This window comes from Halococcus sp. PRR34, from assembly GCF_028617175.1.
Taxonomy (GTDB): domain Archaea; phylum Halobacteriota; class Halobacteria; order Halobacteriales; family Halococcaceae; genus Halococcus; species Halococcus salifodinae.
This window is the reverse complement of record NZ_JAQJDA010000017.1, coordinates 23,871-38,809: the sequence shown is the minus strand read 5'-3', so window position 1 is coordinate 38,809 and position 14,939 is coordinate 23,871. Positions and strand designations below refer to the sequence as shown.

At 63.2% G+C, this 14,939-nt stretch carries 16 protein-coding genes and 1 pseudogene; 13 read left to right on the top strand and 4 right to left on the bottom strand.

The annotated features are described in order from the left end of the window. Window positions 1–42 precede the first annotated feature (42 nt). From PHA81_RS16415 to PHA81_RS16385, 7 genes are all read left to right on the top strand, one after another. Window positions 43–882, top strand: coding sequence for an energy-coupling factor transporter transmembrane component T (locus PHA81_RS16415; protein ID WP_273837597.1), 840 nt, complete (start codon window positions 43–45; stop codon window positions 880–882). Continuing rightward, window positions 864–2,603: an ABC transporter ATP-binding protein gene (locus tag PHA81_RS16410; RefSeq protein ID WP_273837596.1), complete on the top strand. Its 1,740-nt coding sequence runs from the start codon at window positions 864–866 to the stop codon at window positions 2,601–2,603. Before PHA81_RS16415 ends, PHA81_RS16410 begins: the two co-directional genes overlap by 19 nt. A 472-nt stretch (window positions 2,604–3,075) precedes the next feature. Further along, window positions 3,076–3,423, top strand: a complete 348-nt coding sequence (locus PHA81_RS16405) for a hypothetical protein (RefSeq protein ID WP_005043614.1) — start codon at window positions 3,076–3,078, stop codon at window positions 3,421–3,423. Next, the gene (locus tag PHA81_RS16400) at window positions 3,416–3,625 is read left to right on the top strand and encodes a hypothetical protein (protein ID WP_273837595.1); all 210 of its coding nucleotides are present in this window, start codon (window positions 3,416–3,418) and stop codon (window positions 3,623–3,625) included. The genes PHA81_RS16405 and PHA81_RS16400 overlap by 8 nt, the downstream gene beginning before the upstream one ends. 108 nt (window positions 3,626–3,733) lie before the next feature. Further along, on the top strand, window positions 3,734–5,044 hold the full coding sequence (locus tag PHA81_RS16395) for a transposase (RefSeq protein ID WP_273837594.1): 1,311 nt from the start codon (window positions 3,734–3,736) through the stop codon (window positions 5,042–5,044). 224 nt (window positions 5,045–5,268) lie between these two features. After that, window positions 5,269–6,066 (top strand): HAD-IIA family hydrolase, encoded by a 798-nt coding sequence (locus PHA81_RS16390; RefSeq protein ID WP_273837593.1) that lies wholly within the window; start codon window positions 5,269–5,271, stop codon window positions 6,064–6,066. 108 nt (window positions 6,067–6,174) lie between these two features. Beyond that, the gene (locus PHA81_RS16385) at window positions 6,175–6,426 is read left to right on the top strand and encodes an MTH865 family protein (RefSeq protein ID WP_005043617.1); all 252 of its coding nucleotides are present in this window, start codon (window positions 6,175–6,177) and stop codon (window positions 6,424–6,426) included. Between the two features lie 49 nt (window positions 6,427–6,475). On the opposite strand, the pseudogene PHA81_RS16380 reads toward PHA81_RS16385, so the two are convergent. Both PHA81_RS16380 and tnpA read right to left on the bottom strand, forming a co-directional pair. Then, a pseudogene (locus tag PHA81_RS16380) lies at window positions 6,476–7,752 on the bottom strand (transposase). Then, complete coding sequence (gene tnpA / locus PHA81_RS16375; RefSeq protein WP_273837592.1) at window positions 7,753–8,175, bottom strand: IS200/IS605 family transposase; 423 nt, start codon at window positions 8,173–8,175, stop codon at window positions 7,753–7,755. It lies immediately after the preceding pseudogene. Between the two features lie 230 nt (window positions 8,176–8,405). Here tnpA and PHA81_RS16370 point away from each other — a divergent pair, with 230 nt between their 5' ends. The 5 genes from PHA81_RS16370 (at window position 8,406) to PHA81_RS16350 (ending at window position 11,288) form a co-directional block, all read left to right on the top strand. Then, the gene (locus PHA81_RS16370; protein WP_169317806.1) at window positions 8,406–8,555 is read left to right on the top strand and encodes a hypothetical protein; all 150 of its coding nucleotides are present in this window, start codon (window positions 8,406–8,408) and stop codon (window positions 8,553–8,555) included. A gap of 95 nt (window positions 8,556–8,650) precedes the next feature. Beyond that, a complete protein-coding gene (locus tag PHA81_RS16365; RefSeq protein ID WP_273837622.1) occupies window positions 8,651–9,223 on the top strand; it encodes a peroxidase-related enzyme in 573 nt (190 codons plus the stop codon). Window positions 9,224–9,320: 97 nt separating this feature from the next. Further along, the gene (locus tag PHA81_RS16360) at window positions 9,321–10,211 is read left to right on the top strand and encodes a DMT family transporter (protein ID WP_273837591.1); all 891 of its coding nucleotides are present in this window, start codon (window positions 9,321–9,323) and stop codon (window positions 10,209–10,211) included. A 75-nt stretch (window positions 10,212–10,286) separates the two neighbouring features. Beyond that, window positions 10,287–10,541, top strand: a complete 255-nt coding sequence (locus PHA81_RS16355; RefSeq protein ID WP_273837590.1) for a hypothetical protein — start codon at window positions 10,287–10,289, stop codon at window positions 10,539–10,541. Between the two features lie 150 nt (window positions 10,542–10,691). Continuing rightward, window positions 10,692–11,288, top strand: a complete 597-nt coding sequence (locus tag PHA81_RS16350; protein WP_273837589.1) for a winged helix-turn-helix transcriptional regulator — start codon at window positions 10,692–10,694, stop codon at window positions 11,286–11,288. Window positions 11,289–11,400: 112 nt separating this feature from the next. On the opposite strand, the gene PHA81_RS16345 is transcribed toward PHA81_RS16350, so the two are convergent. Both PHA81_RS16345 and PHA81_RS16340 read right to left on the bottom strand, forming a co-directional pair. Beyond that, a complete protein-coding gene (locus PHA81_RS16345) occupies window positions 11,401–12,348 on the bottom strand; it encodes a YegS/Rv2252/BmrU family lipid kinase (RefSeq protein WP_273837588.1) in 948 nt (315 codons plus the stop codon). Between the two features lie 64 nt (window positions 12,349–12,412). Next, window positions 12,413–13,945: a cryptochrome/photolyase family protein gene (locus PHA81_RS16340; RefSeq protein ID WP_273837587.1), complete on the bottom strand. Its 1,533-nt coding sequence runs from the start codon at window positions 13,943–13,945 to the stop codon at window positions 12,413–12,415. 207 nt (window positions 13,946–14,152) lie between these two features. Between PHA81_RS16340 and PHA81_RS16335 the strand changes: the two genes are divergently transcribed. Continuing rightward, entirely contained in the window at window positions 14,153–14,884 is a 732-nt protein-coding gene (locus tag PHA81_RS16335; protein ID WP_273837586.1) for a halocyanin domain-containing protein, read from the top strand. Window positions 14,885–14,939 lie beyond the last annotated feature (55 nt).

Sequence of the window (14,939 nt, the reverse complement as noted above, 5' to 3'; positions counted from 1 at the left end):
CCGAGACGGCGACAGAAATGACCCAACCATACCCACACAAAGATGACTGAGCGTCCTGACCCGGAGGAGCTACTCGAACAGTCCGGCAGTAACGTCGGTGGCGTCGTCGAGTACCACCCCGGCAGCAGCCTGCTCCATCGGCTCAACCCCGTCACGAAACTCGTGATTGCGGTCGGCCTCGCCATCGCCGTGTTCTTGCTGCCGACGTACCAACTCCCATTCCTGCTCGCAGCGGCACTTTTACTCGCGAGCCTTGCGGAGGGCGTCTTCCGATCGGTGGCAACGGTCGTGATCGTGATTCTCGTGCCGTTGACTGCATTCTTGTTGCCAGTACAGGCCCTGTTCTATCCCCAGAACCAGACGCCGCTGTATGTCCTCACGAGCGTGCCAGTAGTCGGTCAACTCACGATCTGGCGTGAGGGTGTCGAGTTCGCCCTGTTGATCATCGGCCGGCTAAGTGCGGTCATCATCGCCATGCTCATGATTTTCACCACGACACATCCGAAAAAGCTCACCGACGCACTGATGCAGAAGGGAATGTCGAACAAGCTCGCATACGTGTTCATCGCTGCCCTCCAGTTCATCCCGCAGATGCGCCAGCGCTCGATGCAGATCCTCGACGCCCAGCAGTCACGCGGGCTCGATACGAGCGCGAACCTCCTGCGGCGACTCCGGGCCGTCGTCGAACTCTTGTCGCCGTTGCTGATCAGTACCCTGATATCGACGCGAACACGGGCGTTAGCGCTTGAATCTCGGGGTTTCACCAGCGAAAGCGAGCGAACGTACATCTACACCATCCCGGACACCCGCCTCGATCGCACGCTCCGCTGGGCAACGGCAGTGGGAGTCGTCCTCGTCGCGGCATGGGTGATCGTCCTGTGAGCGTCATCGAGTTCGAGGACGTCGACTTCACGTATCTCACCCAAGCGGACGGCCCGGCTGTCGAGAACTTCTCGCTCACAGTAGAACAGGGTGAGTTCGTCGGCATCGCGGGACCGAGCGACGCGGGGAAGACAACGGTCTGTCGGCTCATCCACAGCTACATTCCGAACTTCTTCGACGGTGAGCTATCGGGGCAGGTCACCGTCGACGGAAACGAAATCACCGATACCGAGATCGGCGAGATGGCCGAGACCGTTGGCCTGCTCTTCGAAAACCCCTTTGACCAGCTCACCGGGGCATCGACGACCGTTTTCGAGGAGGTGGCGTTCGGGCTGGAAAACGCCGGCGTACCACGGGCAACGCTCATCGACCGCGTCTATGATACACTCGAAACCGTCGGAATCGGCCATCTCGCGGGACGGAACCCAAACCAGCTCTCAGGTGGACAATCCCAACGACTGGCACTCGCCGCGGTGCTTGCCTTAGAGCCCGATATTCTCGTTCTCGACGAGCCGACCTCCCAGCTTGATCCCGAGGGGACCGAAGAGATCCTTGATCTCATCGCTGCGGCCGAAGAGGAGTATACAGTCGTCCTCGTCAGTCAAGACATCGAACGCATCGCGCCACATCTCGATCGGCTCGTCGTGTTCGAGGACGGACAGGTTCGACACGACGACGACCCCAAACAGGTACTCACGATCGACGGCATCGAACGGCTCGTCTCAGTCCCCGACGTCGTGCGGATCGGTCGTCGCCTCTCGGTGGACCCGCCAGCGGTTCCGTTGACGATCGATGCGGCGGTCGAGACACTTGAAGGACGAATCGAAAACTCAGGAACGGCCACGACCACCGTTGGAACCGACGGGACCACCGACATCGATCCCCCTACATCGGACGGGGCCGCAGGCACTGATAATACCAACTCGAGCACCGAACTCGAGCTATCGTCGGTGACGTACCGCTACGACGAAAATATCATGGCCCTCGATGAACTCTCACTCGCCCTCAAGCAGGGCTGTATCTGTGTGATCGGCCAGAACGGGGCGGGAAAATCGACGTTCGCGAAACACCTCAACGGCCTCCTCGAACCGACAGCCGGGAGCGTTCGGGTCCGAGGGACGGACACGACCGAACGAACGGTGGCCGAACTCGCCCGGACCGTCGGGCTGAACTTCCAGAACCCGGACAATCAACTGTTTCACGACACGGTGGCGGCAGAGCTCGCCTACGGTCCGCGAAATCTCGGTTACGAGGAGGACCGAACCGAGCAGCTGATCGAGACAACCATCGATCAGATGGGCCTGGAGCCGGTCCGGGACGCCAACCCCTACGACATCGGGCTGGCCCGCCGCAAGCAGGTCGCCGTTGCTTCGGTCGTCGCGATGGACACGCCAGTGATCGTTCTCGACGAGCCGACCGCTGGGCAGGATCCTCGTGGGATCGATCTTCTGGGCGACCTCGTCGATGAGTTGGTCGCCAGCGGCGTGCTCGTGATCGTCGTCACCCACGACATGACCTTCGTTCGCGATCACGCCGACAGAGCCATCGCGCTCGGACAGGGACGGCGACTCCTCGACGGGCCACCCACAGCCGTCTTCGGGGATCACGAGACGCTTGCCGAGACCGACGTCGCTCCGCCGGCGGTTACCCGTATCGCCAATGACCTGGGTATCCCGGAAACGGTCTTGACAGTCGACGAACTGTTCGAGTACGTAGATTGATAGAAAGCCGACAGATCGCCGATTTCGCGTCACCTCTTGCTGGTGCTCGCGAAGGGATCGCAACGCTTCACGAAGCCGGCCAGAGTGGACCGACGACCGCATCGAGCAGCTCCGCGCTGCCGGTATCGATATCATCGTCGGCTACCCAGCCCGAGGGCTACGCGTGCTTGGCCGGTGATCGGCCATCACTCGTCCAGCGCTGTCAAACAGGGATTATATCCGTCGAGACAGAGTTGATTCGGCCGGAGCGATCCGAACGGCGATCCACAGCACCGCCACCACAGCGAGCAAGTAGAGGCCGAACCCCACGCCCCCGGTCGCGGCGAGGTGCGAGAGGTACGTGTTGTGGATCCCAAAATACGGACGGCGAGCGTGTCGGTTTCGGCCACCTGTCACGGTAGCATTTGGTACGGCCCATCGGCCTGCCACCGTAGCAGGTGGATTTATCAGCGTAGGACACGTAGCGTACTGTATGACTGAGCGTGACGAGTACGGGCGTTACGCACCCGACCACACCGATGGAGACGTGCTTGACGCCGTCCGGAAGCACGATCCGGCAGGAACGAGCGAGGTCGCCGAGCAGCTCGGCATTGCACGCCAGAGCGCCGATCAACGACTCCGAAAGCTTGCCGACACCGGACGGGTCCACCACAAGAAAATCGGCGCTGTCGCGGTGTGGTGGCTCGCCGACGAGAAACGCGGTCCGACTGGCGTTGATCCGGACGATGGGTTCTGGGACGCCGAGCCAGGATCGTCGAGAGAACCAACGGACGCCGCGAAGACTGACGAGTATCTCGCCGACGCGATGGCGAATGAGTAGCGCCGATACTGGCACCGATCCTGCATCCGCAAGCGCCGCGGACATGCGCGCGGACAGTAAGCAAGCGGAAGCCCACGATTTCAGTCGTGGGTCCGAGCGCCACTGGCGGCTACATGGCTGGGTCTCAACCGTCTTCAAGCTCCTCGGCGGCCCGAAGCAACATCCCGCGCCACGTCAACCCGTGGTCGTTCTTCACTCGTGAAGAGGCGTTCGTACTCCGATTCGTCCGGCACTTCGATGTTGATGTACTTCTACATGTTTCCTATGTGAAACCATGGATTTATGTTAATTCCGGTCGTGACTGCATCCAGTGAGGCGGACTAACACGTTCGAAGTGGTTCCGATGTCCGAGACGGACGAGGAGCTACTTCGCCGCGTGATGGATGCGACCGCTTCGCTGTGGAACGAACTCACCTACGAACGCCGCCAACAGTTCTTCGACGGCGAAACAGTGTGGGAGACCGAAGACTACCGCAAGCGATACATCGGTGTTCTCGGCTCCGCATCGGCACAGCAAGCCATTCGGAAAAACGACCAAGCGTGGAAAGGCTTCTTCGATTCGGACGAACCCGACAAAGGCTTGCCCGGCTACTGGGGCAACGAGGACGGAGGGCGCGAACTCCGCTGGTACGGTCGAAACGACCAATACACGATTCAGTGGGGCGACCGCTCGCGTCTCGAAATCCCTGTCGGCAAAGACCTCAAGGACGAGTACGGTCTGTCCGGGCGGCTCCGCTTGGAAGTGCGCGGCGAACCACGGTGGGACGGCAAGCAGTGCCAGTTGGAGATACAGTACGACGAGCAACGTGGCCAGTTCAGGGCCAATCAGCCGGTCGAGGTAGCGGATTCTCACCCTCGACTCGGAACACCAGTAGCCGACGAATCGGCTGCTCTGGACATCGGCGCGAACAATCTCGTCGCCTGTACGACCACAACTGGCGAGCAGTACCTGTACGCCGGGCGCGACCAATTCGAACGGTTTCGTTCGACCACTCAAGAAATTGCACGCCTGCAATCGAAGCTCCGCGACGGAAGGTACACGTCGAAGCGCATCCGGCGACTGTATCGGCAGCGGACCAAGAGACGCGACCATATGCAGGACGCACTTACGCGAGACCTCATGCAACGGTTGCACGAACAGGGCGTTTCGACGGTGTATGTCGGTGCGCTCACCGACATCCTCGAAACGCACTGGTCGGTAGAGTCGAACGCCAAGACGCACAACTTCTGGGCGTTCGGAGCGTTCATCGACCGACTTGAAACCACCGCCGAGGAGTTCGGCATCGGAGTAGTCGAACGTTCCGAAGCGTGGACTTCCCAAGAGTGTCCGCAGTGTGGTTCGACGGAACGGACTACACGCCACCGCGACACGCTCACTTGCGAATGCGGCTTCGAGGGACACGCAGATTTGGTCGCGTCAAAAACGTTCCTTCAGCGACAGACGACGGTAGCAAGGCCGATGGCACGGCCCGTGCGATACGAGTGGAACGACCACGAATGGTCGGGGATGTCACACCCTCACGAACGTTCCAAAGTAGCGCGCACAAACCCGCAAGTTGCCCCCGTGGGGGAGGGCGCTAATGCCCGACGAGACCCCACCGGAGGAATCCCACGACTTTAGTCGTGCGGAGGATGTCAATTTCGGACTCTCGGGTTTACAGTGGTTCCCGAGGACACCGGAGAGCGGTGATTACACCACTCCTCTTGCCGATCCGCAGCGGAACGACAAGTGTGTGTCTGTGAGCCTAGCCGGAACCACGGCTGCCGCATACTCGAACACGGGACGAAGACCAGCCACCGGACCGACCGACGAGATTTAGCCCGCCCCGCCCGGAGTACCGTTGAATGGCCATTCGTGGCGCGATCGTCGATCTCGATGGAACGGTCTATCGCGGCGACACACCTCTTGTTGGTGCTCGTGAAGGACTCGAACTGCTTCATGACACCGGCCACGAGGTCTGCTTCGTCTCGAACAACCCGGCGAAGTCCCCCACGGAGTTCGCCGCGCGACTCATCGAGATGGACGTGCCAGTCGACGCCGAAGCCGTCGTTTCGGCGGCCAGCGTCACCGCAAGCACGCTCGAACGAACCCATTCCGACGCCACCCTGTTCGTGATCGGCTCGCCCGGACTCCGATCGGTCCTCACCGCGGCGGGCTTTCGGCTGACCGACGATCCGGCGGCGTGTGACGTGCTCGTGGTCTCGTACGATCGCGGGTTCGAGTACGACGACATGACCGACGGACTGCGCGCGATCGAGGCCGGCGCGGCGTTCGTCGGCACCGACCCCGACCGGACGATCCCGACCGGAGACGGCCGCGCAGTACCGGGTTCGGGGGCGATCATCGACGCCATCGCGGGCATCGTCGATCGCGATCCCGACTGGATCGCGGGCAAACCCGCCGCACGGATGGCCGAGACGGCACTCGATCGACTCGACTCTCCGCCCGAGGAGTGTCTCGTGATCGGCGACCGGCTCGACACCGACATCGCGATGGGCGAACGCCACGGGATGGAGACGGTGCTCGTCCTGACCGGCGTCACCGACCGGGAAACGCTCGCCGCGAGTGACATCACACCAGATCACGTGATCGACGGTCTCGGCGACATCGGGTCGGTGCTCGACACGATCGACGACAACTGAGACGACAACTGAGACGACAACTGAGACGACAACTGAGACGACAATTCCGGAAAACGGGTCCGAGGTTCCCGAACGTTTTTGGTGTCAGTCGGTGAAGACGAGGGCGCTATGGCAGACGAAGACGAACTCCGCACCCAGATGATGGACGCGTTCGAAGAGGCCGACTACCCGATCTCGAGCCCGATGGATCTCGTGCCGGCACTGCCGAACGGCCCCTCCACCAAGTTCGAGTCCGGCGACTTCTCGATGACCGCGATGGAGCTCAACACCAAACTCGACGGTGGCAACTTCCCCTACGAGAACCCCGAATCCTTCGTCGACGACATCATCGACCAGCTCGAATCCCAGGACGAGCTTTGACATCCTCCCGCGCCTGAAGGGGCGAGATTCCTTCGGTGGGGGGTACGGTTTAACCCGACTCGGCCACGAAGGCAACTTGCGGGTTCGCACGAACCTCGTTGGAACAAGAGTATGGCGACTCTGACCAGTCGTGGTCGTTCCACTTGAGGCGTGCAGGCTGTGCCATCAGCCCGACTTGTGAATCGTCTAGTTGTCGATGCAGAAACGTCCATGACGCCGCGAGATCCGCGTGGCCGTCGAAGCCACACGGACACGTTAGCGTGTCCTTGTGGCGGACTGTCTCGTCGCGTTCGCCACAGTGCGGACATTCCTGCGAAGTCCATTCTTCGCCGTCGGCTTCAAGTCCCATCCCGTATTCCTCGCAAACACACGCGAGGCGGTTCACGAACTGCCGGAACGCCCAGAAGTTGTGCGTCTTCTGGTTCGCCGTTACCGACCACGACGTTTCGAGTACGTCGGTGAGCGCACCGACGTACACTTTTGAGACACCCTGTTCGTGCAACCGTTCGATGAGGTCGCGGACGAGAGCGTCCTGTGCGTGGTTCCGACGCTTCGTTCGCTTTCGATACAGCCGACGAATCCGGTTGCTGCTGTACCTGTCTTCATCCAGCAGCGATTGGTACTCGGCGATTCGTTCGGTCGTTTCTGTGAAACGTCCGAACAGGTCGCGTCCTTCGTACAGATACTGTTTTCCGGTCGTGGTCGTACACGCGACGAGATTGTTCGCGCCGATATCCAGAGCGGCCGTTTCGTCGGCCAGTGGTGATGCCTGCGGAGAACAGTCGCGGACAGGCTGAATGGCTCTGAATCTGCCGGAACTCTCGTCGTGGTTCAGTTCTAGTCGGCCTTGTTTGCCGGACCACTTCGGTTTGCCGCGTATCTCTAGTCGAAGGCGCTCTTGAGCGCCGAGGCCGTATTCGTCTTTCAGGTCCGAACCCACGAGGATGTCGAGACGGGACCGTTCGCCCCACTGAATCGAGTACGACGTGTTGCGGATGTACGTCCGGAGCTCGCGCCCCTCGTCACGGTTGCCCCAGAATCCGGGCGGCGAGCGCGCTCGCCCTTCTTCTTGAGCGCGAAGTACGACCGCCACGCTTCGGCGTTCTTCCGTTCGATTTGCTGTACGGTCGAAGCACCGAGAACGCCGCCGTACCGACCACGGTACTCGGACGTGTCGAACACGTCCTCGTCGGGATCTTCGTGGTTCCGGCGGCGCTCGTAATTGACTTCGTTCCATAGAGACGCCGAAGCATCCAACAGCCGACGAAGCAGTTCTTCGTCGGCGTCGGTTTGTGGAACCACATCGAAGGTGTTGGTCCGTTGCATCTAGGACCCCTGTTCCTCGATGTACTGCTCGATGGTCTCTTTCAGAACGCTGCCGGAGCTGCCGACATAGTACGAACGAGTCCACTTGATTCGGTCCTCGAAGCGCTGGTTGTACCAGCGCGCCGAGATTCCTTTGAGCCAGTTCACCAACAGTGACGGCGCGTTCTTCGGCGGGCTGCCGACGAACAGGTGAACGTGGTCGGGGCGAACCTCGGACTCGATGAGTTCGATGCCTTTCTCGTCGCAAATCTCGGCAAAGATGGAGTCGAGACGCTGTGGCGTCTCTCCCGTCAGACGCGACTCCCGGTACTGAGCGGAACCCTGTTCCGCGATGTCCACAGAATCTTCGATTCTGCGAGACTTCGGGATGAATACTATATGGTAATAGAGTTCGTAAGTCGCGTGACGGGTGCTCTTTACCATCCATGTAGACTGTGGCGCGGAATGGTAGTAAGCGTTTCGTACACGGTGGCACTCCTTCCAGGCGAAATAGTTGTTCTCGGTGGTTATGGCCTTCCACGACACAGTTTACGGTGCGTACCCCGCTCTGAAGGGCGAGGCTCTGCGCCTGTGATTAACGTAGGCGCGGGCTTCCTCCTCGTCTCAGATTCCTCAAGGGCTGAAGTTAACCCACCCGCCATCGAAGACGCGCTATGGCTGGCCTGGTGGCGGCGTTCGAGACGATCGTGGAGGTGTTGTTTCGAACGTTCGGACCGTTCGTCATCCCCGCGACCGTCTTCGTCGTCGGTCTCGTCGGCTACGCTGCACTGTTCCTGTTCAACCGGTGGTTCGCCGGCCAGTAAGCCACCGATCGACGCCCGCCGGACAGACCGGCACCGGACGACACCAGCCCAAAAGCTAAGCGCCAGCGCGCCGCCCGTGTGGCATGGTCGAGCCCATGCGCGAGTTCGAGACACCCGCTGTCGAGGAGCTCCCGGACGACCTCCAAGAACGGATCGCCGAGGAAACCGAAGACGCCGGGTTCACCCCCAACGTCTTCCGGGCGTTCGGGTATCGTCCCTCTCACTTCCGGGCCTTCTTCGCCTACCACGACGCGCTGGTCGAGCACACCGCCTTGGAGCGCGAAGAGATCGAGATGATCGTGGTCGCGGTCAGCGGTGCGAACGACTGCTACTACTGCATCGTCGCTCACGGCGCGCTGCTACGGATCTACGCTGACGATCCACTGCTCGCCGACCAGCTCGCCGCCAACCACCGCACCGCAGACCTCAACGAGACCCATCGTACGATGCTCGACGTCGCGGTGAAACTCACCGAATCCCCTGGCACTATCGATTCGAGCGACGTCGATCGACTTCGCGATGTCGGCTTTTCCGAGAAAGCGGCGTGGGACATCGCCAGCGTGACCGCCTTCTTCAACCTCTCGAACCGGATGTCGACGTTCGCCGACATCCGCCCGAACGAGGAGTTCCACACGCTCGGACGGAGTGCCCCCGAAACGGACGAGTGAATCGGGCTGCGGCCGATCGGATCGCTCCCGCTCGCAACACCGATCGGCACGCTTCGCAAACGGGAAGGCGGACGCCCCCGCCGATCGAACATATGGTATGATCGGTGGTTTCGGTGGCCCGGGAGTTGCCTTCGCCGTACTTGCGGCGTTCGTCTGGGGTGGCTACCTGTTCGTCATCAAGTCGTACTTCGCTGGCTACCCCGCCTCGGTGATCCTCGTGGGAATCAACGTCGCGGCGTTCTGCTGGTACCTTCCAGTCGCCGTCCTGACTACTCCATCGAACGCGCCGCTACTGCCCGGATCGCTAGAGACGACCGCGTGGCTGTTCATGCTGGGTGTCATCGGGGTCACCGCGCTCGCGACTGGCTCGATGTTTCGTGCACTCGCGGTCGGCGACGTCTCCTACGTCGCCCCGGTGAGCAAGATCGTTCCCGTCTTCGTCCTGCCACTCGAAATCGTGCTCCTCGACGAACACCTCTCGACCGTTCAGATCGCGGGTGTCGTGATAGCGACGTTCGCGGTCTACCTCATGAACTACCGCGGCGGTGGGTTGCTCGTGCCGCTCCGGAAGACGGTGACGTACCGACCGGCGCAGTTCGCCCTGCTGAGTGCGATGTTGTTCGGGATCGTCGACGTGTCTCGACGGGTCATCCTCCAGGAGTTCACGATCCCACCGCGGGTGTGGGTGCTCGGACTGTTCGGAGGGATGGCCCTCCTCGCGGCCCCCGTCGCGATACGATCCTGGCCGGAGGGCACGCGGCGTGACGCGCCGAAGTTCGTCGCGACCGCGCTGTTCGCCGTCGTCGGCGAGCATCTCACCGCCCTCGCGTTCGATGTCGCCCCGGCGAGCATCGCCTCGCCGATCATCAACACACAGGCGATAGTGGCGGTTCTTCTGGGTGGTGTCGTGCTCCACGAGGAGCGTCTTCGTTCCCGGCTCGGTGCTGCCGTGATCGCCGTCACCGGCGTGGCGCTGATCGCTGCGTAGCCTATCGTTTCACGAGTATCGATCAGCCACGGCGGCTTACCGCACCGTTAAGCCGATGGCCGCCGTATCAGTGGTATGCAAGAGGTGAAACTCGGTCGGATCGCGCCCGTCCTCGCGGAGCTCGAGTATCCGGTATCGCGCGAGGCCGTCGTCGACCAACTAGGTGAGACGACCGTCCTCCTGGCGGACGGCGAGGTGAACTTCGGCGACCTCATCGGCGAGGCGAACGAGGAGACGTTTGACTCACACGACAGCCTGGTGCTCGAAACGATGAACCTCCTCCCGCGTCACGCGGTCGGCGAGCCGTACCAGTCCGAAGGCGAGGGATGAGCAGCGATCGAACGCCCTTGCCAACGGCCCGTGCGTAGCCGGACGGTGTGCGCGAGGCCGACGAGCGGTGGTTCGACGGTTGCGTCACTCGTGGGTAGCTGACGTGCCGAACGCCGGAAGGACCTTTGCCGCGCCGGGCCTGCGGACGGTATGCGCGGCCTCGACGACACCGACCGCGAGATCCTCGACCTTCTCACCGACGACGCCCGTCGGCCCTACCGCGAGATCGCCGATCGGGTCGATCTCTCGCCGCCAGCGGTTTCTGATCGGGTCGACCGGCTCCGCGAACTCGGCGTCATCCGCGGGTTCACGCTCGACCTCGACCGGTCGCTGCTCGACGCCGGACGCCACGTTCTCGTCGAGCTACGCGTTCGACCCGCGACGCTCGACGACGTTCGAGCGGCCATCGAGGCCGCGACGCCGGTCGAACACGTCTTCACCACCGCCGACGCCCGGATCGTCTTCGACGCCACGCTCGACGGGCGTGACGTCCGCGACCTCCTTGTCGAGACGATCGACCTCGACGCAGTACGAGAGTACGACGTTCGGCCGCTGTCGAGCACGTCGTGGACCCCCCAGATCGGCGACGCGGCGTTCGCGCCCGAATGCGTCGAGTGTGACAACACCGTCGACGAGGAGGGGACGACAGCGCGACTCGACGGTGAGCTGTATCACTTCTGCTGTCCATCGTGTGAGTCGCAGTTCACCGAGCGTTACGAGGCGCTCCGCGAGGGCGCGGCGGACTGAGACAGCGGGACGACATCCCCCACGACGCGACGCGTGCCGTTCTCACCCGTCGTTCGAAGCGCGTACCGAGGAAAAGAGAGCGACGGCCACCGGTCACCACGAGCGGATCGGACTACTCGTTCGGAGAGGGGTCGTACTCCGGGCCGACGGCCATCGAGAGCGCGCCTGGCCGGACCTGGAGGTCGAGTTCGTCGTGGGTGCTGATCTCGCCGTCGAGACTGAAGTCGATCGAGCGGTCGCAGCCCACGATCTGGAGTCGTCGGGCGAAGAGCCGATCGACGTGTTCGGTGTCTCGGCCGAGGAGCTGCTGGGCGATCGCCTCCGTGACGCGGTCGCTCTGTGGCATTTCCTCGATCACGGTGACGTCGAACAGCCCATCCTCAACGTTCGCCTGGCCGATGCGGTTGGTGAACCGCCGGGAGTTCCCCACCAGCACGCAGAGCGCTTCGCCCGACCACGACCACGTCTCGCCGTCGGCGACCGCCTCGATCGCCACGTCGAGCGGGTCGAACGTCGCCGCCTGCTGGACGCCCGTGATGACGAACGCGAGCGGGCCGAACCGTTCTTTGACGTCGGAGGTGGTCGCAGCGCTCGCGTCGGCGGTCAGCCCCGCGACGCAGGACTTCACGAACGGTTCGCCGTCGGCGACACCGAGATCGAGCGCGCGGACCGCGCCTTCATCGAGCATCGCGAACCCGTGTTCGATCTCCTCGATCCCGAGATCGGTCGCCACGATGTTCGCCGTGCCCGCGGGGAGCACACCGAGGCGAACGTCGTCGAGCGCTTCGGCCGCCACGAGCCCCTCGATCACCTCCTTCAGGGTGCCGTCGCCGCCGCACGCGCCGAGCACGTCGACGCCCTCGGCCGCGGCCTCGTGAGCGAGATCGACAGCGTGTCCTGCCCTGTCCGTCTCGCACACGGTGTAGCCACGCTCGTTGGCGAGGCGGTAGACCGAATCGAGATGGTCGCCCGACCCGCTCTCGGGGTTCACGACGACGCGCTTTTCGAGGGCGTCGGTCGACGCTCCGCCATCGGTTCGAACGGTGATCGAGGATCCCATCGTGCTGTTCGGCCGCCGGTCTGTGGCCGGGGAAAATAAGTGGACGGACTGCACCCGCAGCGATCTACAGGTCGTCGACTTCGACCAGTTCGCGGATCCCGTCGACGCGATCCCGGATCGCCGCGCGTTCCTCGCTGTCTTTGTCGTCCCAGTGGCTGTAGACGAGCCCCATCCGGTGGTTCTCGCGGAGCGGGTCCTCGTTTCGACCCAGGAAGTCCCAGTAGAGCGCGTTGAACGGACAGGCGTTCTCGCCGACCGTCTTCGTCTTCGCGTATCGGCAGTCCCCACAGTAATCGCTCATGTCGTCGATGTAGTTCGCGGAGGCGGCGTAGGGTTTGGTCGAGAGTCGATCGCTGCCGAACACGCCCATCCCGACCACGTTCGGCGTCGTGACCCAGTGGTAGGCGTCGACGTACGCCGCGTGGAACCACCGATTGATTTCGTCTGGGCGGACGCCGTACAGCAGCGCGAAGTTCGAAAGCACCATCAGCCGTTCGATGTGGTGGGAGTACCCCCGTTCTCGAACGCTTCCGACGACATCCGCGAGGCAGGCCATCTCGGTGTCGCCGGTCCAGTAGAAGTTGGGAAGGGTGTGATCGGCATTGAGGAGGTTCGCGGTCGCGAGATCGGGCATCGCGCGCCGGTAGACGTGACGCATGAACTCGCGCCAGCCGATCACTTGCCTGAGGAACCCCTCGACGCTCGCGAGCGGGAGGTCGTCCTCCCGATAAGCGTCGAGCGCGCGCTCGGCGACCTCACGGGGGTGGAGCAGACCGAGATTCATCGAAGTCGACAGCAGCGCGTGGTTCAGCGCCCACTCCTCTCCGAGCATCGCGTCCTGGTACGGGCCGAACTCCGGAAGACGATGCTCGACGAAATCCGTGAGCGCGTCGAGCGCCCCCTCGCGCGTGACCGGCCACACGAACGCGCCGGGATCGGCCCACTCCCCTCCGTAGGGCGGTTCGTCGTAGCCGCCAGCGAACTCCTCGTCGACCCACGCCGCGACCTCCTCGGTGAGGTCGTCGGGCTCGAATCGCGGTGGATCGGGCGGATCATACTCGTCGCCAGGGAACTCCCGGTTCGCCTCGTCGTAGTTCCACTCGCCGCCGACTGGCTCGCCGTCCTCGATCAGATAGCCCGTCTCGCGCCGCAGCATCCGGTAGAACCCCTCGTGTTGGAAGCGTTCGTCGTCATCCGCCCACTCGTCGAACCGTTCGATCGAACACAGGAATCGCTCGTCGGCGACGAACTCGATCTCGCCGCCGCGCTCCGTGACGAGGGTTTCGAGCCGGTCGGCCGCGCCGTGTCCCGCGGGTGTCATCGTGACCAGGCTGTCGTCGGGGTGGGCGTCGAAGTGATCGTCGAGTCCGTCGCCGAACGTTTCCACCTGGTGGTATTCGACATCGTGGCCGTCGGCCCGGAGTTCGTCGCGGAACTGTCGCATCGCGCTGAACACCAGCACGAGTTTGTGAGGATGGTACGGCAGTTTCCGGGCGAAGGCGTGGGCTTCGATCATGAGCACCCGCTCGTCGGCGTCAGCGCGGGAGAGCGGGCCGACGTCGCGAGTAAGCTGATCGCCGAGAACCCAAGTCGTCATTTCGATCCCGACCACGACTGCCGACGCAGTGAGTGATTCACACCCACACGAGGCGCACCAACCGCTAAAGCGGCCCGGCCGCGGCGACGGCTTCGGCTTTTCGCCCCGACGTCTGCACTCGGTTCGGTGTATCGAACCCGGCCGGTTTCGGGGCCGACGACGGAATCGGCGGTCTTTTGGGCCGAACGAACGAACACGAAACGACTGATGACTCCCGATACCGACGCCCTCGACAGACGAACCGTCCTCCGTGGCGCGGCCGGCGTGCTGGCCGCGGGAGCACTCGCTGGCTGTTCCGGCGGCGACAGCGGGTCGAACGGCTCCGATGGCTCGGGAACGGACAGCGAGGCAGCCACCGGCGGGGACGCGACGAACGAAACCACAGCAGCCGATGGGGAAGCCACGTCCGAATCGACCGACAACGGGTCGTCGGGCAACGCTTCGAGCGCGAACGGGACCGCGGGAGCGAACGGGACCGGAGAATCGAACGGTACCACCGGAGCAAACGCCACCACGGCGACGAACGGAACGGCGGGGATGAACGACACGTCCGCGGCGAACGGCACGGCGGGGACGACCGTCGGGACGGGAGCCGTCGACGAGTATCTCGCCGAGGCGAAGGGGTACGACGGCTCGATCGCCGACGAGACCGGCTCCGATGCGATCGAAATCGCTGTCGGTGCCGGCGAGAACGGGTTCGCGTTCGGCCCAGCAGCCGTCCGCGTCTCGCCCGGCACCACGATCACGTGGACGTGGACCGGCGAAGGGGGAACACACAACGTCGTCTCCGAGGACGGCCCGCTCAACAGCGGCCAGCCAGAGATGGGCGAGGACGTGACCTACGAGGAAACGCTCGACTCGCCGGGCGTGTATCCCTACTACTGTAACCCACACCGATCGCTCGGGATGAAGGGCGCGGTCGTGGTCGCAAGCGAGTAGAACTCCATCGAGCGTCGCAGCACCGACCGCGATCCGGCCCGTTATGGGGCTCGCG